Annotated in this window: 18 protein-coding genes; 5 read left to right on the forward strand and 13 right to left on the reverse strand. The window is 67.7% G+C overall.

The annotated features are described in order from the left end of the window. Nucleotides 1–31 precede the first annotated feature (31 nt). Entirely contained in the window at nt 32–361 is a 330-nt protein-coding gene (locus ABOZ73_RS04890) for a hypothetical protein (protein ID WP_369061184.1), read from the forward strand. Nucleotides 362–509: 148 nt separating this feature from the next. Here ABOZ73_RS04890 and ABOZ73_RS04895 read toward each other — a convergent pair whose 3' ends face one another. Continuing rightward, nucleotides 510–1,244, reverse strand: a complete 735-nt coding sequence (locus ABOZ73_RS04895; RefSeq protein WP_369061186.1) for a glycosyltransferase family 2 protein — start codon at nt 1,242–1,244, stop codon at nt 510–512. Between the two features lie 76 nt (nt 1,245–1,320). Here ABOZ73_RS04895 and ABOZ73_RS04900 point away from each other — a divergent pair, with 76 nt between their 5' ends. Next, nucleotides 1,321–2,988 (forward strand): ArnT family glycosyltransferase, encoded by a 1,668-nt coding sequence (locus ABOZ73_RS04900; RefSeq protein WP_369061188.1) that lies wholly within the window; start codon nt 1,321–1,323, stop codon nt 2,986–2,988. Continuing rightward, the gene (locus ABOZ73_RS04905) at nt 2,988–3,893 is read left to right on the forward strand and encodes a hydroxymethylglutaryl-CoA lyase (protein WP_369061189.1); all 906 of its coding nucleotides are present in this window, start codon (nt 2,988–2,990) and stop codon (nt 3,891–3,893) included. The genes ABOZ73_RS04900 and ABOZ73_RS04905 overlap by 1 nt, the downstream gene beginning before the upstream one ends. Nucleotides 3,894–4,055: 162 nt before the next feature. Here ABOZ73_RS04905 and ABOZ73_RS04910 read toward each other — a convergent pair whose 3' ends face one another. From ABOZ73_RS04910 to cysS, 9 genes are all read right to left on the reverse strand, one after another. Beyond that, entirely contained in the window at nt 4,056–4,970 is a 915-nt protein-coding gene (locus ABOZ73_RS04910) for a helix-turn-helix domain-containing protein (protein WP_369061191.1), read from the reverse strand. A 103-nt stretch (nt 4,971–5,073) separates the two neighbouring features. Then, nucleotides 5,074–5,508: a nuclear transport factor 2 family protein gene (locus ABOZ73_RS04915; protein ID WP_369061192.1), complete on the reverse strand. Its 435-nt coding sequence runs from the start codon at nt 5,506–5,508 to the stop codon at nt 5,074–5,076. A gap of 82 nt (nt 5,509–5,590) precedes the next feature. After that, a complete protein-coding gene (locus ABOZ73_RS04920) occupies nt 5,591–6,520 on the reverse strand; it encodes a glycosyltransferase family 2 protein (RefSeq protein ID WP_369061193.1) in 930 nt (309 codons plus the stop codon). Continuing rightward, complete coding sequence (gene thrS / locus ABOZ73_RS04925) at nt 6,517–8,490, reverse strand: threonine--tRNA ligase (protein WP_369061195.1); 1,974 nt, start codon at nt 8,488–8,490, stop codon at nt 6,517–6,519. The genes ABOZ73_RS04920 and thrS overlap by 4 nt, the downstream gene beginning before the upstream one ends. Continuing rightward, entirely contained in the window at nt 8,487–8,780 is a 294-nt protein-coding gene (gene yidD / locus ABOZ73_RS04930; protein WP_369061197.1) for a membrane protein insertion efficiency factor YidD, read from the reverse strand. The genes thrS and yidD overlap by 4 nt, the downstream gene beginning before the upstream one ends. A gap of 56 nt (nt 8,781–8,836) precedes the next feature. Continuing rightward, the gene (locus tag ABOZ73_RS04935) at nt 8,837–9,319 is read right to left on the reverse strand and encodes an iron-sulfur cluster assembly scaffold protein (protein ID WP_369061199.1); all 483 of its coding nucleotides are present in this window, start codon (nt 9,317–9,319) and stop codon (nt 8,837–8,839) included. 5 nt (nt 9,320–9,324) lie between these two features. After that, entirely contained in the window at nt 9,325–9,771 is a 447-nt protein-coding gene (locus ABOZ73_RS04940) for an SRPBCC family protein (RefSeq protein ID WP_369061201.1), read from the reverse strand. Nucleotides 9,772–9,796: 25 nt separating this feature from the next. Beyond that, nucleotides 9,797–10,315, reverse strand: a complete 519-nt coding sequence (locus ABOZ73_RS04945; protein WP_369061202.1) for a DinB family protein — start codon at nt 10,313–10,315, stop codon at nt 9,797–9,799. A gap of 53 nt (nt 10,316–10,368) precedes the next feature. Next, entirely contained in the window at nt 10,369–11,787 is a 1,419-nt protein-coding gene (cysS, locus tag ABOZ73_RS04950; protein WP_369061203.1) for a cysteine--tRNA ligase, read from the reverse strand. A gap of 167 nt (nt 11,788–11,954) precedes the next feature. On the opposite strand from cysS, the gene folE reads away from it, so the two are divergent. Then, on the forward strand, nt 11,955–12,587 hold the full coding sequence (gene folE / locus ABOZ73_RS04955; protein ID WP_369061205.1) for a GTP cyclohydrolase I FolE: 633 nt from the start codon (nt 11,955–11,957) through the stop codon (nt 12,585–12,587). Nucleotides 12,588–12,769: 182 nt separating this feature from the next. Here folE and ABOZ73_RS04960 read toward each other — a convergent pair whose 3' ends face one another. Next, nucleotides 12,770–13,633, reverse strand: coding sequence for a DUF817 domain-containing protein (locus ABOZ73_RS04960; protein ID WP_369061206.1), 864 nt, complete (start codon nt 13,631–13,633; stop codon nt 12,770–12,772). A gap of 45 nt (nt 13,634–13,678) precedes the next feature. On the opposite strand from ABOZ73_RS04960, the gene hisI reads away from it, so the two are divergent. Beyond that, entirely contained in the window at nt 13,679–14,077 is a 399-nt protein-coding gene (hisI, locus tag ABOZ73_RS04965) for a phosphoribosyl-AMP cyclohydrolase (RefSeq protein ID WP_369062485.1), read from the forward strand. Nucleotides 14,078–14,132: 55 nt separating this feature from the next. Here hisI and ABOZ73_RS04970 read toward each other — a convergent pair whose 3' ends face one another. Both ABOZ73_RS04970 and ABOZ73_RS04975 read right to left on the reverse strand, forming a co-directional pair. After that, nucleotides 14,133–15,833 carry an alkaline phosphatase gene (locus tag ABOZ73_RS04970; RefSeq protein WP_369061208.1) on the reverse strand — a complete coding sequence of 567 codons (1,701 nt, stop codon included), beginning with the start codon at nt 15,831–15,833 and terminating at the stop codon, nt 14,133–14,135. Between the two features lie 110 nt (nt 15,834–15,943). Then, nucleotides 15,944–18,487: a TonB-dependent receptor gene (locus ABOZ73_RS04975; protein ID WP_369061210.1), complete on the reverse strand. Its 2,544-nt coding sequence runs from the start codon at nt 18,485–18,487 to the stop codon at nt 15,944–15,946. Between the last annotated feature and the right edge of the window lie 42 nt (nt 18,488–18,529).

The raw sequence follows: 18,529 nt of genomic DNA on the forward strand, positions 1-18,529 counted from the left end.
CTTAACGAACGCCGGCCTACGCTTACCGTCGATGACCGATCCGATCGACCCGACCCGTCGCCTGCCCGCCCCGCGCCGCGCCTTCCGCCGCGCGGTGGATGCGCGCGCGACCGACGGCCATCCCGGCGACGATGAGCCGGAAGTCGAGACCGTCCATGTGAAGGAAGAGATCGAGCCGGCGCCCCGCTCCGGCTTCACCGCCTTCGCCGCCCAGCTCCTGGGCCAGAACGGACAGAAGCGCGGCCTGCGCGGCGGCCAGGAAACCCTGGACACCGCCCGCTCCACCTATCTGGGGGCTGAATGGTCCGGCGGGAACGACCGCCGCCGCAAGACCGGCCGAGGCCGCCAGACCGAAGTCTGACGACGGCCGACGCCTTACTGGCGCCCGTCTTGCTGAATGGGAACGAGCCTTGGAGCCGTTCCCTTGTTCTTGCTGTCTTTCCGCGCCTTCGACGTCGCCCTGGTGGCCCTGATCTTCACGATCCTGACCTAGGCCCGGCGGTTTCTGCCTAGAGCTCGTTGACCGCGCCGGGCTGGCGGGCGCGGGACTGCAGCCACATCACCCCGATCAGGTCGGAGAACGAGGCCTTCAGCCGGCCGAAGTTCGTGTACTTCGACGCCCCGGTTTCGCGGGCGCGGTGGTGCACCGGCTCGAACGCCGTCTCGTAGCCCTCGCGCATCATCATCGCGGGCAGATAGCGGTGCAGGTGGTCGAAGTACGGCAGGCGCAGGAACGCCTCGCGGCGGAACACCTTCAGGCCGCAGCCGGTGTCCGTGGCGTTGTCCTTCAGCAGCTTCTGGCGCACGCCGTTGGCGAACCGCGAGGCGTAGCGCTTGGACCAGGTGTCCTGACGCTTCACCCGCTCGCCGCCGACCAGAGCCAGGGTCTCCGGGCCGGCGGCCAGGCGGTCCACCAGGCGCGGGGCGTCGGCGGGGTCGTTCTGGCCGTCGCCGTCCAGGGTCACCACGATGGCGCCGCGCGCGCCCAGCACGCCCGTGCGGACCGAGCGGCTCTGGCCGGCGTTCTTGGCGTGGTTCAGCACCCTCAGCTGCGGGATCTCGCCCTTCAGGGCGGTCAGGCGCGCAGCGGTGTCATCGCGGCTGGCGTCATTGACGAAGACGATCTCGAAGTTGCGGCCGGCGAAGGCGGCGGCGATCTCGCGCGCCAGGGTCGGCGCGGCGCCGCTCTCGTCGAAGACCGGCACGACGATGGAGACGTCAGGAGTCGCGGTTTTTGCGTTCATCCGCCCTCAATAGCCGAAAAGCCCGCGCGGGGAAGGTTAAGGATCACCCGGCCGCGTTCATGCTATCAAACGCCACATGAGCCTCGAATCCCGTCTCGACGCCCTCAGCCGCGGCTGGCGCGCCCCTCTCATCGCGGCGCTGATCGCGATGATCGCCGGCCTTCCCGGCCTGTTCGCCGTGCCGCCGCTGGATCGGGACGAGTTCCGCTTCGCCCAGGCCACCGCCCAGATGCTGGAAAGCGGCGACTATGTCGTCATCCGCTTCCAGGACCAGCCGCGCTTCAAGAAGCCGGTGGGCATCCACTGGATGCAGGCGCTCAGCGTGAAGGCGTTCTCCGAGGTCGAGGACCGGCAAATCTGGGCCTGGCGCATTCCGTCGCTGATCGGCGCCATGTTGGCCGCCGCCGCCTGCGCCTGGGGCGCGGGGGCGTTCTTCCGCCAGCGCACCGGCCTGATGGCGGGCGCGATCCTGGGCGTCAGCTTCCTGCTGTCGACCGAGGCGTTCATCGCCAAGACCGACGCCATGCTGTGCGGCCTGACGACCCTGTCGCTGGCGGCCCTGGCGCGGCTCTATTCGGCGGCCAACGGCGGGCCCGCGGCGGGCCGATGGACGCGGCTGTTCTTCTGGCTGAGCCTGTCGCTGGGCGTGCTGGTCAAGGGACCGGTCAGCCTGCTGGTGGTGATCCTCGCCCTGCTGGCGCTGTGCGTCTGGGACCGCAAGGCCGCGTGGCTGAAGGGCCTCGGCTGGACCTGGGGCGCGGCGGTGTTCGTGCTGGTGGTCGCCCCGTGGGCCTGGGCCATCACCGTGGCCACCGACGGCGCGTTCTGGAGCACGGCGATCGGCGGCGATCTGGCTCCCAAGCTGGCCGGCGGCCATGAAAGCCACGGGGCCCCTCCCGGCTATCACACCCTGCTGTCGTTCCTGCTGACCTTCCCGTCGGCTCTGGTCCTGCCGGCGGCGCTGGCCCTGGGCTGGACGCGGCGCAACGAGCCGGGCGTGCGCTTCGCCCTGTGCTGGCTGATCCCCACCTGGCTGATGTTCGAGATCCTGCCGACCAAGCTGGCCCACTACACCCTGCCCGCCCACGGCGCCCTGGCCTGGCTGATGGCCGCCTCGCTGGAGCAGCCCCTGGGCCGCATCAGCCGCTGGATCGGCGCGGTGCTGGGCGTGCTGGGCGGGATCATCTTCGCCGCCGCCTCGATCTATCTGATGTCGGAATACGGCGACGCGTCGGACGCCACCGCCGCCGCCATCGCGGCCGGCCTGTTCCTGATGGCCGGCGGGGTCGGGGCCTATTTGCTGGTCAACCGCGCGGCGGGCACGGCGGTGGTCACCGCCCTGGTGCTGGGCCTGCTGGCTCACAGCGCCTTCTTCGCCCTGCTGGCCCCGCGGCTGGAGCCCCTGTGGTCGTCCAAGCGGGTGTCGGACGCCCTGCGCGAGGCGCGTATCGATCCGCGCGACGGGGTCACCCCCGGCCCGGTCGAAGTGGCTGGCTACGCCGAGCCCAGCCTGGTCTTCGCCCTGGGCGCCCGCACGGGCCTGGGCGACGCGCCCAACGCCGCTCAGGCGCTTCTGGAAGGCCGCCCCGCCGTGGTCGAGGCCAAGCAGGACGCCGCCTTCCGCGCCGACCTGGCCCGCATCGGCCTGACGCCGCATCCGGTCGCGGTCGTCGAGGGCTTCAACTACTCCACCGGCGATCCCGTCCGCCTGACCATCTATCGGGGCGAGCCGGAGGACCAGTAATGAGCCGCTTCATCCAGATCGTCGAAGTCGGGCCGCGCGACGGCCTGCAGAACGAAGCCGCCGTCCTGGAGCCGGAGGAACGCGCCGTCTTCATCCAGCGGCTTGAGGCCGCCGGCGCCCGCCGCATCGAGACCGTCTCCTTCGTCAATCCGCGCCGCGTGCCGCAGATGGCCGGGGCCGAAGAGGTCATGGCCGCCCTGCCCGCCAATCCCGACGCCTCGCGCATCGGCCTGGTCCTGAACCTGAAGGGGTGGGAGCGCTGCGTCGCCGCCGGCTGCGACGAGGCCAACGTGGTGGTCTGCGCCTCGGACGGCTTCGGAATCCGCAACCAGGGCGCCTCGGTCAGCGAGCAGCTGCAGACCCTGGCCTCGGTGGTCGAGCACCGCAACGCCAACGGCGGCCCGCCCCTGTCCCTGACCATCTCGGTGGCTTTCGGCGATCCCTTCGACGGCGAGGTCAGCGACGACCAGGTGGCCGCCATCGCGGCGGAGGCCCACGCCCTGAAGATCGGCGAGATCGCGCTGGGCGACACCATCGGCGTCGCCGATCCCTGGACCGTTCGTCGTCGTATCGAGGCGGTGCGCAAGGCCGCGCCGGACGCCCGCCTGCGCATGCATTTCCACGACACCCGCAACACCGGCCTGGCCAACGCCTACGCCTCGGTCGAGGCGGGGATCGACGTGCTGGACGCCAGCGTCGGCGGCCTGGGCGGCTGCCCCTTCGCGCCGAACGCCACCGGCAATATCGGCACCGAGGATCTGGTCTACATGCTGGAGCGCGCGGGCTTCGAGACCGGCTACGACCTCGACGCCCTGATCGAGACGGCCAAGGTCATGTCGCAGCGCCTGGGCAAGCCCCCCGCCTCGTCCCTGGCGCGGGCCGGCGGCTTTCCGCTCACGGCCTAGATGTCGAAGCTATGAAGGTTGTTCACCCGGGGCGGAGCTGAGAGGCTGGAGTTGCGACACAACAACTTCTAGCTCCGGAGGCCCCGGATGAACGTCCATAAGAATGCTCGGCTGACGCCAGTTGGTCGAGCCTTGATGATCAGCCGTATTGAGGATGAACGACTAGACCCGCCGGCGGGCCATCTGCTCCATCGGCGGCGGGACCACGGCCCCCGCGCCGGCGCGGAACTCAGCCGGGGTGACGCCGAACATCCGCCGGAAGGCCGCGCCGAAATGGCTGTGGCTGGAGAAGCCCAGATCCAGCGCCAGGCCGGCGATGTCCTCGCAATAGGGCAACTCGACCAGCGCCCGGCTGAGGCGAAGCTGCAGCTGGTACTTGTAGAGCGGCTTGCCCTCCGTCCTGCTGAACTCCTGGGTCAGATAGACGGGCGAGACCCCTACCGCGCTCGCGATGTCCGCTAGGCTGAGCCGCTCGCAACCCCGCTCGTGGATCACCTGCTTGGCCCGCTCCACCACCTGGGACGGACGGCCGCGCGGTGTCCGTTGCGCCTCGAAGACCTCCCGCAGGATCTGGACGGCCAACTCGTCCGCCTCAAGCGGCCCTCCCGCGCTGTCGGCAAGTCGCCGAAGGCGGTGGGCCGCCAGGGTCATGGAGCCCCCTCCCGGCTGCGACAGCTCACCGAACAGTTCGGCGGGACGCGAGCCGACCAGCCGGCAGATCTCTTCCATCACCTCAGGAGTTGGGGCGACCACGGCGAGCGCATGGCCCATGCCGCGCACCGGATGGGCGTCCGCGTACTCAATGCCGGCCGGCACCAACAGCACGCTGTTGACGTCGATCACGGCGGAGCGGCGGCCCACCTGATAGGTGAACACCCCCATATACGGCAGGGCCACCTGGTAGAGGCAGGTCGCGCCGGATGGCGGCGAGTCGTGAGCCGCCGATATGTCCAGGATGGTGGCCGAGGCGCTGTCGCTGACCACCCGGCGATAGTTGACCGGCAGGCGCAGACCAGTGTCGGGATCGACCCGGCCGACCGATTGCCTTCGCGCGCTGTCCAGGGGAATGACCGTCATTCTGCAGGCCTTCGGGCTCCATCGCGCCGCCGACGGCATCGATGACACATCGAACTTCGAAAGAAAGCCGCCCGAGGTTACACCCGGGCGGCGAAATCCGCGCCTAGTTGGCGACCTGGGCGAAGGCGTAGCGCCAGCCCTGGGGGGTGCGGACATAGGTGTCCGTGAACCAGACGCGGCGGTCGAAGGCCGTGCCGTTGGCGCGCGTCCCCTTGACCCAGATGCGGGCCGTGACCGTGGCGGCGTCACCGAAGACGTGAACCATCTGGGTGCCCGGATCCTCGTCCTGCACCTCGTACTTGGTCGCCTTGGCCTTGGCGATCAGCTCAGCCCGCGTCTCCACCCGGCCGTCGCCGTAAACCTGCACGAAGTCCTGGTGCAGGATCTTTTCCATGGTCGCGATGTCGTTGTGCTTCACCGCCGCCTGGTAGGCGACGTCGATGGCGGCGAGGTCTTCCTTGTCGCCGGCCTTCGCTGTCTGCGGGACGATCACCGCCGCGGCCGCCAGAGCGCCCAGCACCATCTTGTTCAGCTCCACAACAAATCTCCTGTGTTGAGGAGCTGAGGCTAGAGCGGGGGCCTAAGGGGCCGTTATCAGGATATTCAGGTGACCGGCCGGGTCAGATGCGGTGGCCGGTCAGCTTCCACAGGGCCGGCCGGGAGACGGCCATGCCGATCACCAGCGGGGCCAGCAGCACCGCGGCGGCGCGCGGGCCGAAGCTCTTGGCGCGCTTGATGAAGTAGCGGGCCAGGCCCATGCCCTTGTGGAACTCCACGAACAGCGGGCTCTTCAGGCTGGTGTGACCCAGGTGCACGACCTTGGCGGTCGGCTGGAACAGCACTTCGCCGCCCAGCTCGCGGGCGCGCCAGCAGATGTCGATATCCTCCACATGGAGGAAGAAGCTCTCATCGAAGCCGTCCAGGGCGTCGAAATCCTCGCGGCGCATGGCGAAGCAAGCGCCGGAGATGGTCGGGGTCGGGATCGTCGCGGACGGCAGCGGATCGGTCGTCTCGCGGTGGATCTCGTAACGCTGCAGGCTGCGGAACCGGCGGCTCAGATGGCCGAAGGACAGCAGGCTGGTCCACGGGGTCACCTCGCCGCGACGGGCGCCGCGCTGTTCGGTGCCGTCCTCGTTGATCACGCAGGCGCCGACCAGGCTGGGAACCGGGCGGCCCTTCAGCGCCTGGACCAGATTGCGGATGCAGTCGTCCTGCAGGAAGGCGTCGGGGTTCAAGAACACCACATGCCGCCCCTCCGCCGCCCGCGCGCCGAGATTGGCGCCCTTGGCGAAGCCGACATTGCCGTGCCCCTGCAGCAGACGGACCCGGGGATCGGTCCGCTCCAGAGTGCGAAGCATCTGCTCGTCCCGTTCGTCCGAGCCGTTATCGACGATGACGAACTCGTCGACCATCGGCTCGGCCAGCACCTGCTTGATGCTCGACGCCAGGGCTTCGCCGGTCCGGTACACGACCATCACGACGGAGACCCCAGGCGTCACGGGCGTGGCGCCCGCGATCAATTCAGATACGGGACGAACAGAGACGTTCATGCAGGCTCCACCATTGCGCCGGTCCGGGCTGCCGGCCGCACGAAGGGTGCGGCCCGCAGGTCCGGCGGCGTGGCTTCGTCGGTCAGCGCGGCGACCGCGTCCGACAACGACAGGATCAGTTGCCCCTCCCCGCCCAGGCGGCGGATCGCCACCTGGCCAGTCTCGGCCTCCTTGCGGCCGACCACGACAATGGCCGGAACCTTGGCGAGACTATGTTCGCGGATCTTGTAATTGATCTTCTCGTTGCGCAGGTCGGTCGTGACCCGCAGGCCGGCGGCCCGCAGCGTCTCGGCGACCTGGTTGGCGTAGTCGTCGGCGTCCGAGGTGATCGTGGCGACCGTGATCTGGGTCGGGGCGAGCCACAGCGGGAAGGCCCCGCCGTAGTTCTCGATCAGGATGCCGATGAAGCGCTCGAAAGAGCCCAGGATGGCCCGGTGCAGCATGACGGGACGCTGCTTCGAACCATCTTCGGCCACGTATTCGGCGCCCAGACGCTCCGGCAGGACGTAGTCCAGCTGGATGGTGCCGCAGGTCCAGGTCCGGCCGATGGCGTCCTTGACGATGAAGTCCAGCTTCGGCGCGTAGAAGGCGCCGTCGCCCTCGGCGATCACCGGCTCGACGCCAGCCTTGCGGGCGGCGTTCAGCATCTGGGTCTCGGCCTTGTCCCAGAACTCGTCCGAACCGGCGCGCTGCTCCGGTCGGGTGGCCAGGGCGATGTAGTCGGTGGTCATGCCCAGTTCGGCATGGACGGTCTGGCAAAGGGTGATGAACTTCGCCGTTTCGTCCTCGATCTGGTCTTCACGGCAGAAGATGTGGGCGTCGTCCTGGGTGAAGCCGCGCACGCGCATCAGGCCGTGCAGCGAACCTGACGGCTCGTAGCGGTGGCAGGCGCCGAACTCGGCCATGCGCAGGGGCAGGTCGCGATAGGACTTCTGGCCGAAGTTGAAGATCTGCAGGTGGCCCGGGCAGTTCATCGGCTTCAGCGAGAGCTCTTCGCCCTCCACCGTCTCGCAGACGAACATGTTGGGGCGGTACTTGTCCCAGTGACCCGACTTTTCCCAGAAGGAACGGTCGAGGACCTGGGGCGTCTTCACCTCGATATAGCCGGCGGCGTCCAGCCGGCGGCGCATATAGGATTCCAGCGTGCGCCACAGGGCCCAGCCCTGCTTGTGCCAGAACACCATGCCCCGGCCTTCTTCCTGGATGTGGAAGAGGTCCATGGCGCGGCCGAGCTTGCGGTGGTCGCGTTTCTCGGCTTCCTCGAGGCGGGTGACATAGGCTTCGAGTTCGGCCTCCGTCGCCCAGGCCGTCCCGTAGATGCGTTGCAGCTGGGCGTTGTTGTGGTCGCCGCGCCAGTAGGCGCCGGCCAGCTTGGTCAGCTTGAAGGCCTTGCCGACATGCTTGGTCGACGGCAGGTGCGGACCGATGCAGAGATCCTTCCAGTCTCCCTGCCAGTACACGCTGATCGCCTCCGTCTCGGGAAGATCGCGAATGATCTCGGCCTTATAGACTTCCCCGATCTGTTCGAAATGCGCGATGGCTTCATTTCGATCCCAGACCTCGCGACGAATTTTGTCATCGCGGTCCACGATCTCGCGCATCTTCGCCTCGATCCTGGGCAGGTCGTCGAGGCTGAACGGCTCGTCACGGGCGAAGTCGTAGTAGAAACCGTCCTCGATGGCCGGGCCGATCGTGACCTGGGTCCCGGGGAAAAGCTCCTGCACGGCCTGGGCCAGGATGTGCGCGGTGTCGTGGCGGATGGTGTCCAGCACGTCGGCGGCGTCGCGGGTCAGCAGCTCGAACTTACCGCCCTCGGTCAGAGGACGGTCCAGGTCCAGCAGCTTGCCGTCCAGGCGCACGAGCACGGCCTTCTTCTCCAACGACTTGGAGATAGAGGCGGCGACGTCACGGCCCGTGGCGTTCTTCGGATACTGACGGTGAGAACCGTCGGGAAACTCAAGGTCGATCATGCTTCACATTTCCATCGGCGTGATCGTTCGGCGTCTTCGCGCCCAACTGATTCACGCGATGTCGCAGGATTAACCGGCGGCGGATCGTAGCCCCATCCCCCAAATGGGTGACAACGGCAGATTCTCCGGAACGCCAGCCAAGAGCCTTTGACAGGTCCATGCCCTTTCAAGACCTGTGCCGCATACTCCGAACACGTCGGCATGTAACGACACCTTGGCCCCAAAAGAGGCGAAAGGATCGACTTATATGCCGTCAAGGCACAGTCGATGGCTCGGTCGTAGAGGTTCATGCCGGCGCAGCCGTACAGTAATAACTTAACCCGTTATCGCAGATGCAGCGAAAGGATCAAGCGGCGCCGGCGGTGCTAGTTCGTGTTTTCGTCACGTCGCCTGTGCGACGGGCATGCTGGGCGGCCTGGACGGCTTCGACCGCCGCATCGAACGCCAGCAGCGTCGAGGCGTGGCGGGCGGGATAATCCTTCACCGGCTCCAGCACGGAAAGCTCCGAAAAACGGCCCTCGGGCGCGGGACCATCAGCCTTCAGCATAGCACGCAGGGCGTCTCGCGTAACGGTGAGCTCGGCAAGATCGGCGCCCAGGACATGCGCGCCCAGCACCGCGGCTGTGGCCTGGCCGAGGGCGCAGGCCTTCACGTCCTGGGCGAAGTCGGCGACCCGGCCCTCGTCATCCAGGGCCACGTCGATGATGATTCGGCTGCCGCACAGCTTGGCGACCTTCTCGGCGCTGCCGTCCGGGTCGGCCAGCCGGCCGGCGCGCGGCATGTTCGCCACCAGGGCCAGGACGCGCGCGGAATAGAGGTCGTCGATCATCGGCCTTATTTGGCGCTGACCTGGCGTTCCTGCCAGATGGCCTCGGCCTTTTCGCGCAGGGCCTCGCCCATGGCCTCGAAACCGGCCTTGATCGCGCGGCGCTGCTTCTTGATCAGGAACGCGCCCAGCCCGGCATAAAGCTCCCCGTTGGAGAAGATCACGCCGTTGTCGCTCATCGCCTCGATCTCGAAGTAGCGGACCGAGCGGACAAAGCCGTTCATGCCGCTGCGGCGCAGGTGGAGCTGCTCATACGGCACCCACTCCATCACCGTCGTCTCCAGCTTGTCGCCGTCGGCGTCGGTCAGCACCAGGGCGGCGCCGATGCGGATCATGCCCTCCGCGCCCGGATACAGCGGATTCCACGACGCCCAGCCGGGCAGATCGGCCAGAAGCTCCCAAACGACTTCGGCCGGAGCCTGAACGCCGATGCGATGTTCGTACTTGAAGGTCATGGCGCGCCCTTTAGCACAGGACCCGTCAGGCGCGGAAACCGATCCCGCTTTCGCGCTGATAGATCACCAGATCCAGCGACGGCGCCTCGTGCCCCAGACGGCTCAGCACATCGTGAGCCTGGCCGCGATGGTGGGTCTGGTGGTTGAACAGGTGGGCCAGAGCCGCCCACAGGGGTTGGGCGACCTGCATCCCGTCGGCCTTGCGGGTCCAGCGGAAGTCCGCCGCCAGTTGCTCTTCGTCCAGCCGGGCGACGAAATCGACCAGCTTTCCGTCCTCGACCTCCCGCGCCACGCGCAGGGCGCCGAAGTCGTCGAACAGGATGGTGTCCAGCGTCCACGACGGCGCCGTGCGGCCGTTGAAGCGCGCGCCCCAGATGCGGTCGGTCAGAAGGATGTGGTTCAGCGCGCCATGCAGCGACCGGAAGAACGCCCCCTGGTCGGACTTGTAGTCCGCGTCAGGAACCTTGGCGCAGGCCGCGTACAGCCGCGCGTTGGCCCAGGCGTTGTACCCGACCATCATCCGGCAATGCTCGTGCAGGCTCATGAGTTCCCCAACTCATTTTGGCGCACCCTAGCGAAGGATGCGCCAGCGGCCACCTATTCCTTCAACCGCCAGGTCGCGCCTTGCGGGCCGTCCATGACCTCGACGCCGAGGGCGGCGATCTCGTCGCGGATGGCGTCGGCGCGGGCCCAGTCCTTGGCCTTGCGGGCCTCGAAGCGGGCGGCGATCAGGCCTTCGACCTTTTCCTTCAGGTCGTCGCCGGCCGCGCCCTGGAACCAGGTCTCCGGCTCGACGGTCAGGAAGCCGAGGAAGTTGGCCGCTTCCAGCAGCGCCGCCAGACGGCGCCGCGCCTGGTTGATCGAGGCTTCCTTGCGCTCGACCAGGGTGAGCTGCTCGCGCAGGTCCCGATAGAGCGAGAACAGCGCCGCATAGGCCGCCGGCGTGTTCAGATCGTCCGACAACGCCTCGTAGAAGGCGGCCAGATCGCTTTCGCGCGCGTCGTCCGGGTCATCTACGCCCAGGCGCTTGGCGTCGAGCAGCGCCTGGTAGCAGCGGTCCAGGGCCTCGCGGCTCTGCTCCAGCAGCTCCGGCGACCAGTCCAGCGGCTGGCGGTAGTGGGCGCTCAGCAGCGACCAGCGGATCACCTCGCCGGGCACGGTCTTCAGCAGCTCGTGCGGCAGGATCACGTTGCCCAGGCTCTTGGACATCTTCTCGCCGGCCATATCCAGGAAGCCGTTGTGCATCCAGTAGCGGGCGTAGGTCGGCAGGCCATGGGCGCAGCGGCCCTGGGCCACTTCGTTCTCATGGTGCGGGAACTGCAGGTCGATGCCGCCGCCGTGGATGTCGATGGGCAGGCCCAGCTGCGCCTCGATCATGGCCGAGCATTCGATGTGCCAGCCCGGACGGCCGGCGCCCCACGGGCTTTCCCACACCGGCTCGTTCGGCTTGGACGGCTTCCACAGCACGAAGTCGGCCGGATGGCGCTTGTAGGGAGCGACCTCGACCCGCGCGCCGGCGATCATGTCGTCCAGCGGACGGCCCGACAGCTGGCCGTAATCCTTGAAGTTTTGGGTGTCGAAAAGCACGTGGCCCTCGGCGGCGTAGGCCGAGCCGTTTTCGACCAGCTTGCCGATCTGGGCGAGGATGGCGTCGATGTGCTCGGTCGCCTTGGGCTGAAAATTCGGCCGCAGGGCGCCCAGGGCGTCCATGTCTTCCAGATAGGCCGCCAGATAGCGCTCGGTGATGACCGAGATGTCGACGCCCTCTTCCGTCGCCTTGGCGTTGATCTTGTCGTCCACGTCCGTGACGTTGCGCGCATAGACCACCGCGTCGTCGCCGTATTCCTTGCGCAGCAAGCGATACAGCACGTCGAACACCACCACCGGGCGGGCGTTGCCGATGTGCGCGTAGCCGTAGACCGTCGGCCCGCAGACATACATCGTCACCCGATCGGGATCGGCGGGAACGAAGGTCCGCTTCTGGCGGGACATGGTGTCGTGCAGCTTCAGGGTCATTTGTGACGTTACGGCAGAGGTTGCGGAGGGGGTGGGGCGCCCCATATAGCTATGTGTCCGGCGCATGACCACGCTTAGAGCGCGGCGCCGGCATCAAGGGTGGCACGCGTAATTCCGGGGCGACAGGCGCTCTGGCGCAACTCAGCCCTGGAAAGACCTCGACAGACATGGACGCTTCGACCCGCGAGCGAACCCTCATCGGCGTGCCCGGTGTTGATCTTGAACCCGTGAAGCGCCCGACGCGCGAAGAGGCCATGGAGGCGGTCCGCACCCTGATCGCCTGGGCCGGCGACGATCCCCGCCGCGAAGGCGTGATCGACACCCCCAAGCGCGTGGTCGACGCCTATGGCGACTGGTTCGCCGGCTATCAGGCCGACGCGGCCAAGGAACTGTCGCGCACCTTCGAGGACGTGCAGGGCTATGACGACCTGGTCATGCTCCGCGACATCGAGGTGGAGAGCCACTGCGAACACCACATGGCGCCGTTCCTGGGCCGGGCCTACGTCGCCTACATGCCCACCAACAGCGTCGTGGGCATCTCCAAGCTGGCGCGCGTGGTCGAGATCTACGCCCGCCGCCTGCAGACCCAGGAAACCATGACCCAGCAGATCGCCGACGCCATCTGCGACAGCCTGAAGCCGGCCGGCGTGGCCGTGCTGATCGACGCCGAGCACCAGTGCATGACCACCCGCGGCGTGCACCACCGCGACGTGTCGACCATCACCACCCAGTTCCGCGGCGTCTTCAAGACCGACGCCGACCTGCGCCAGCGCTTCCTGGACTTCGTGAACCGGAAATAGGCTGCCCGTCAGGCTCCAAGAATTGAGAGGGCGCGGACTTCGGTTCGCGCCCTTTTCTTGTGCGCGGTGGGAGTAATTCCCACAGGCCCATCCAAACTCCGCTCATTCCCATGAAGGCGGAGATCCAAGCCATGGCGCAGCATGGGCTCCCGCCTTCGCGGGAGTGAGCGGAGTGTGGATGGCTAGTGAGAAGAGTCCCTTCCCGCCTCCCGCGGCGGATGGACCAGCGACACCAGGACGTAGGACAGCAGCATCAGCAGATACCAGGCGCCCAGCTTGGAGATCGACACCATGCGCCAGCCTTGCGCCTGGCTGGGATAGACCCAGGCGCGGCCCAGGGTGCCGAGGTTCTCGGCGAACCAGATGAACAGCGCCACCAGTAGCAGCCCGACGATCACCGGCATCCGCCGCGCCTTCAGGTGGGGCGTGAACGTGAACCAGCTCCGCCCGAAGATGACCAGCGACAGGATGTAGAGGCCGATCCGGATGTCCGGCAGATAGTGGTGGGTGAAGAAGTTGGCGTAGGCCAGCAGCGCCAGGATCCACGGAGCCCAGATCGGCGGGTAGTTGATGAACTGGATGTCGAACAGCCGCCAGATGCGGGCCATGTAACTGCCGACGCAGGCGTACATGAAGCCGCTGAACAGCGGCACGCCGCCGATCCGCAGAAGGCTGGGCTCCGGATAGGTCCACGAGCCGTGGGCGGTCTTGTAGATTTCCATGACGGTGCCGACGACGTGGAAGACCGCGATCACCAGCGCCTCTCGCGGCTTCTCCAGGCCAAGAGCGATCAGCCCGCCTTGGATGGCGATGGAGGCGACGACCAGGAAGTCGTAGCGGGCGACCGGCGCATCCTGGGGCCACAGCAGCATGGTCCCGACCAGCAGCACCAGCATCACCGCCCCGAACAGACAGGCCCAGGCCTGCTTCAGCCCGAACAGCAGGAACTCGTAGGCGTAGCCATGCCAGCGGCCGCGCTCCGTCCAGGGGCGGGCCCAGCGGTCCAGGTCCGCCACGCGCTGTTTGATGCGGTCATTGAGGTTCATGCCGACACGAGGCTATCGCATCGTCGCCCGTTCAGCGCCATAAGCCTGAGCATGAGCAGCTTTCCCACCGCCCCCGACAAGCACGCCCTGGAACGCGGCGACGCCATCGCGCCCCGCTTCGACGCCGCCGGACTGGTGGCGGCGGTGGCCACCGACGTCCATACGGGCGAGGTGCTGATGCTGGCCTGGATGAACGACGAGGCCCTGCGCCTGACCCTCGAGACCGGCGAGGCGCACTATTTCAGCCGCTCGCGTAACGCGCTGTGGAAGAAGGGAGAGACCAGCGGCCAGATCCAGAAGGTCGTCGAGCTGCGCGTCGATTGCGATCAGGACGCCGTCTGGATCAAAGTCGAGCCGCAGGGCGACGGCGGCGCCTGCCACGTCGGCTTCAAGTCCTGCTTCTATCGCGTGGCCGAGGACGGCCGTCTGGTCGAGCGGCCGTAGTCGTCTTCTCCTCCGCGTCGTCGAAATCGTCGCGGAGGAGTTGCCGAATTCTCCGTCAGACCTTGGCCGGCTTCGCGACGCCGCCGCCCTGGATCGGGCTGACCTCGTAGCTGGCGATGACCTTCGTCTCGTACTGCGGCGAGGTGATGGTGGAGACCGCCATCAGGTCGCCCCGCGCCTTGTCCTTGCTCAGGGTCAGCAGGACGAAGCCCTTGGTGTGGGCGTCGCAGAACAGGACTTCCTTGTTGCGTTCCATGAACGCGGGCCCGATCGGCGCTTTCGGCAGGTAGTCGCCGAACCCCGGGCTGGTGATCGACGAGGCGCCGAACTCCGCCGCCACCCGCTTGCCGGCGGCGTCGTGCAGGTCATTGACCCAGAAAGTGTGGCTGTCGCCGGCCAGGACGATCGGCGCGGCCTTGGCGGCGGTGAAAGCCGCATAGAGGCGCTCCCGATCGACGGGATAGCCGTCCCAGCTGTCCAGGTTGCTGGGCACGTCATAGGCCGACAGCGCCGTGGTCTGCGCCAGGCGGTTGACCACGAACTCCGGCAGGCCTTTCTGCAGCTCGGCCCACTTCTCCGGCCCCATGGTCCTGGGCAGGTTCGGCGCGGCCACACGGCCCATGACGACCTGGTTGCCCAGCACCTGCCAGGACGTGCCCGACTTGACCGAGGCGGCCAGTTCGCCGGCCAGCCACTTTTCCTGCGTCTCGCCCAGCAGGCGGCGGGACGGGTCCATCCACTTGGCGGCGAAACCCTTCACGTCCGGCTTGCCGTCGATGATCTGCAGGTCGGTGTCGTAGTCCAGTTGCTGGCTGCGGGCGGTCAGGCGCGTCTCGACCATCAGCAGGGTCGCGACATCGCCGAACTGGAAGCTGCGCCAGGCGCCTTCCAGGCCGTTGGCGGTCTCGCGGATCGGCATCCACTCGTAATAGGCCTTCAGCGCGTTGGCCTTGCGGGTCGCCCAGTCGCCTTCACCCTTGTCCGGGTTGTGGTTCTCGGCGCCGCCCAGCCAGGCGTCGTTGGCCGTTTCGTGGTCGTCCCACACCACGATCCACGGCGCGCGGGCGTGGGCCGCCTGCAGCTGCGGATCGGTCTTGTAGTGGGCGTGACGGGTCCGGTAGTCGGACAGGCTGACGATCTCGTGGGCCGGCAGGTGCGTGCGGCCGATCTTGGCCCCCGCCGCCATGCCGTAATCGCCCGGCCCGGCGCCGTACTCATAGATGTAGTCGCCCAGATGCAGCACCGCGTCCACGCGCGGCAGGGCGGCGATCGCGCCATAGGCGTTGAAGAAGCCGGCCGGGAACAGCGAGCACGACGCCACGGCCAGCACCACGTCCTTGGTCGAACCGGTGGGCAGGGTGCGGGTGCGGCCGGCGGCTTGGTCCCCCTGCGGCTTACCGGCGAGGACCTGGCGGAAGCGATACCAGTAGTCCGTGGCCGGCTTCAGGCCCGTCACGTCCACTTTGGCGGTGAAGTCACGGCCCGCGTCGGTGGGGACCTGCCCCTGGGCGACGATCCGCTTGAACTGCGGATCGGCGGCCACGTCCCAGCGCAGGGCGATGGTTTCGGTGGTCTTCAGGTCGGACGGCGTGGCCCGGGTCCAGATGATCACCCGGTCAGCCAGGGGATCGCCGGAGGCGACCCCATGACCGAACGTGACCTTGCCGGCGTAGGACGCGGCCGGCGTCACCGCGCCAGCCGGAGCAGCGGCGCCAAAACCCAGAAGCGCCAGCGCGCCGCGACGATTGATCTTCATGATGCGTTCCCCCTCGTTGGCCCGATGGTCCGACAGCCGGGCGAAGAAAAAGCCCCCGTCGTCGACGGGGGCTTTAGCTACGGCGCATGACCGGTCGATGACGGACGCGGTTAGTTGAACTTCCAGGCCATCGACAAGCCGTACATGCGCGGGGCGCCGGCGATGAAGGTCGGCAGGCCCAGGCTGTCGCCGGTGTTGCCGGCGTCGATGATGTATTCTTTGTCCAGGGCGTTGTTGACGAACGCCTCGACCACCAGCGGGTAGTCCGCCGGGGTGAACGCCAGACGCAGGTTCAGCAGGCCGTAGGCCTTCTGCAGTTCGTCCTGGGCGACGTCGGCAACGAAGACGCGCGGCGGGCGCTGGTACTGTGGCAGGTCGTTGTTGTCGTCGAAGAAGATTTTCGAGCGGTAGCTGTAGGTCGGGCGGAAGTCGAACTGGCCGCCCAGGGCGTTCAGGCGGAAGGAACCGCCCACCGACAGGGAGTGATCCGGCGACAGGCGGAAGTGGTTGCCGTCGAAGGCGCCGCCATCGAAGCGGGCGTGGCTGTAGGCGTAGGTGGCGAACAGATCGACGTTCCCCGCCACGGCCCAGTCAGCCTGGCCTTCGAAGCCGTAGGCCTTGGCCTTGCCGGCGTTCGTGGTGACGAACACCGTGCCTTCCTGCTGGATGGTCTGGAAGTTGTCGTAGTCGAAGTAATAGACCGCGCCTTCCAGACGCAGGCCCTGCTCGCGCAGGTGCGTCTTCACGCCGATCTCGTAGCTGTCGACCGTCTCGGCCTCGACGCGCTCGAAGCGCGGGGCGACGCCGGGGGTGGTCGGCGGTCCGGCCTGCAGCACTTCCGGGCGACGGCCGCGGGCGTAGGACGCGTAGATGTTGGCGTCGTCGGTCAGGGCGTAGCGTCCGACAAGGCGCCAGGTGAAGCTGGAGTCCTCGTTGTCCTGACTGAACGCCTGGCCGTTGCCGGTGGTCGGCTGGAAGGTCAGGCCGAAGTTCGGCAGCGTCGGAATCTGCTGAACGATCGGCAGCTGAAGTGCGCCGATGATGCCCTGAGCCTGGGCGAGCCCTGCCGGCGTGCCGGTCGCCGCCAACTGAGCCGCGCCGATCACGCCGCCGAGGACCGAACGGCCGCCGATGGTGGCCGAGGAGAAGGTCGTGGTCTTCTCGTCGCGGGTCCAGCGCAGGCCGCCCGACAGTTCCAGGCGGTCCGTGGCGCGGAAGGTCACGTCGCCGAACAGGTCCACGCTGTCCAGGTCGCCGCGGTTGAGGGCGACTTCCTGGTGGTTGGAACGCAGGTTGGCGGCGATGGCGCCCGCCGTAGCAGGGGTCAGCAGCAGGCGGTTGCCGCTCAGCGCGGCGGCGATGCCCTGCACCAGGGCGCCGGTGAAGGCGGTGTTGTTGAACACGGCGGCCGGAGCCGGCGTGGTCGGGGCGAAGCCGAGGCCCGCGGCGCCGGCGTTCAGCTGGCCCGTCAGGACCGCCAGGCCCATGCGTTCGTCGAACTGCAAGGGCGTGCGCTGGCTGCCGTCCTCATGGAAGAAGTCGCCGCCGAAGAAGCCGGTCCAGCGGCCGCCGGCGTCATAATTGACGCGCAGCTCCTGGCTCCACTGGTTGCCCTTGCCGTGGTTCAGGCCGGTGAGGATCGGCAGCGCCAGGCCGTCCGGATCATAGACTTCCTTGGATTCGAACTCCCGCCAGGCGGTGACCGAGGCCAGGGTCAGGCTGTCGGTCAGCTCGTAGTTCACCAGGGCGGTCGCGCCCTGCACGGTGCGATCAACGCCCAGCTCACCCTGACCAAAGCTGGCCGGGGCGGCGAGCGCCGCCGGCTCCCACGCCGCGCGGCCGGCCAGGACTTGGCCGGTCAGCGGGTTGGTCGGCGAGAAGCCCCCCGACTTGAACGCCGTGCCGGTCGGGTCGTCGTGCTGGAAGTTGTAGATCAGGTCGGCGCTGAGCTTGCCGCCCGAACGGTACGACAGGGTGCCGCGCAGGGCGTAGGTGTTGACCGAGTTGAAGGCGTCGCCGCCCAGGGCGTTGTCGACATAGCCGTCACGCTCGCGAAGGCGGCCGGCGAGGCGCACCGCGAACTGCTCGTTGATCGGCAGGTTCACATAGCCTTCGGCGTTGATCTGGCCGTAGTTGCCACCGCCCATCTTGGCCCAGGCGGACATGGCCGACGGGTCGGCCTTGGCCTGGATCAGGTTCACCGCGCCGATCATGGCGCCGCGGCCGTAGAGGGTCGATTGCGGGCCCTTGGCCACTTCGACACGCTCCAGGTCGAACAGCTCGATGTAGGAGCCCTGGGCCTTGGAGATCGACACGCCGTCCTGGAACACCGACACGCGCGCTTCGGCGGTGGCTTCGGTGGAGTCCGAGGTGATGCCGCGCATCACGAAGCCCGGATTGTTCGGCGACTGGTCCTGGACCAGTAGGCCCGGGGTGAAGCGCGAAAGCTGCTGGAAGTCCTGGACGCCCAGCTTTTCGAGGGTGTCGCCGCTGTAGGCGGTCAACGCCATCGGCACGTCGATGGCGGCCTGCTCGCGCTTTTGCGCGGTGACGATCAGCTCGTCGATCAGGTCGTTGCCTTGCGCGTGAGCAGCGCCGGCGACGAGCGCCGACAGACTGGCCGCGGCCAGAAGGCTGGTTTGAAACGGACGCATCTATTATCCCCCTGGGTGACCGAGAAGCAGCGCTGCCGCAAA

This window comes from Caulobacter sp. 73W (genome assembly GCF_041021955.1).
Taxonomy (GTDB): domain Bacteria; phylum Pseudomonadota; class Alphaproteobacteria; order Caulobacterales; family Caulobacteraceae; genus Caulobacter.

What these genes read in the sequence shown, in the direction of transcription:
- yidD (WP_369061197.1), bottom strand. Translation starts at nt 8,780, where the DNA reads ATGAACCTCTACGACCGAGCCATCGACTGTGCCTTGACGGCATATAAG.
- ABOZ73_RS04935 (WP_369061199.1), bottom strand. Translation starts at nt 9,319, where the DNA reads ATGATCGACGACCTCTATTCCGCGCGCGTCCTGGCCCTGGTGGCGAAC.
- ABOZ73_RS04895 (WP_369061186.1), bottom strand. Translation starts at nt 1,244, where the DNA reads ATGAACGCAAAAACCGCGACTCCTGACGTCTCCATCGTCGTGCCGGTC.
- ABOZ73_RS04910 (WP_369061191.1), bottom strand. Translation starts at nt 4,970, where the DNA reads ATGACGGTCATTCCCCTGGACAGCGCGCGAAGGCAATCGGTCGGCCGG.
- ABOZ73_RS04890 (WP_369061184.1), top strand. Translation starts at nt 32, where the DNA reads ATGACCGATCCGATCGACCCGACCCGTCGCCTGCCCGCCCCGCGCCGC.
- ABOZ73_RS04905 (WP_369061189.1), top strand. Translation starts at nt 2,988, where the DNA reads ATGAGCCGCTTCATCCAGATCGTCGAAGTCGGGCCGCGCGACGGCCTG.
- ABOZ73_RS04940 (WP_369061201.1), bottom strand. Translation starts at nt 9,771, where the DNA reads ATGACCTTCAAGTACGAACATCGCATCGGCGTTCAGGCTCCGGCCGAA.
- ABOZ73_RS04970 (WP_369061208.1), bottom strand. Translation starts at nt 15,833, where the DNA reads ATGAAGATCAATCGTCGCGGCGCGCTGGCGCTTCTGGGTTTTGGCGCC.
- cysS (WP_369061203.1), bottom strand. Translation starts at nt 11,787, where the DNA reads ATGACCCTGAAGCTGCACGACACCATGTCCCGCCAGAAGCGGACCTTC.
- ABOZ73_RS04945 (WP_369061202.1), bottom strand. Translation starts at nt 10,315, where the DNA reads ATGAGCCTGCACGAGCATTGCCGGATGATGGTCGGGTACAACGCCTGG.
- folE (WP_369061205.1), top strand. Translation starts at nt 11,955, where the DNA reads ATGGACGCTTCGACCCGCGAGCGAACCCTCATCGGCGTGCCCGGTGTT.
- thrS (WP_369061195.1), bottom strand. Translation starts at nt 8,490, where the DNA reads ATGATCGACCTTGAGTTTCCCGACGGTTCTCACCGTCAGTATCCGAAG.
- ABOZ73_RS04900 (WP_369061188.1), top strand. Translation starts at nt 1,321, where the DNA reads ATGAGCCTCGAATCCCGTCTCGACGCCCTCAGCCGCGGCTGGCGCGCC.
- ABOZ73_RS04960 (WP_369061206.1), bottom strand. Translation starts at nt 13,633, where the DNA reads ATGAACCTCAATGACCGCATCAAACAGCGCGTGGCGGACCTGGACCGC.
- ABOZ73_RS04975 (WP_369061210.1), bottom strand. Translation starts at nt 18,487, where the DNA reads ATGCGTCCGTTTCAAACCAGCCTTCTGGCCGCGGCCAGTCTGTCGGCG.
- ABOZ73_RS04920 (WP_369061193.1), bottom strand. Translation starts at nt 6,520, where the DNA reads ATGAACGTCTCTGTTCGTCCCGTATCTGAATTGATCGCGGGCGCCACG.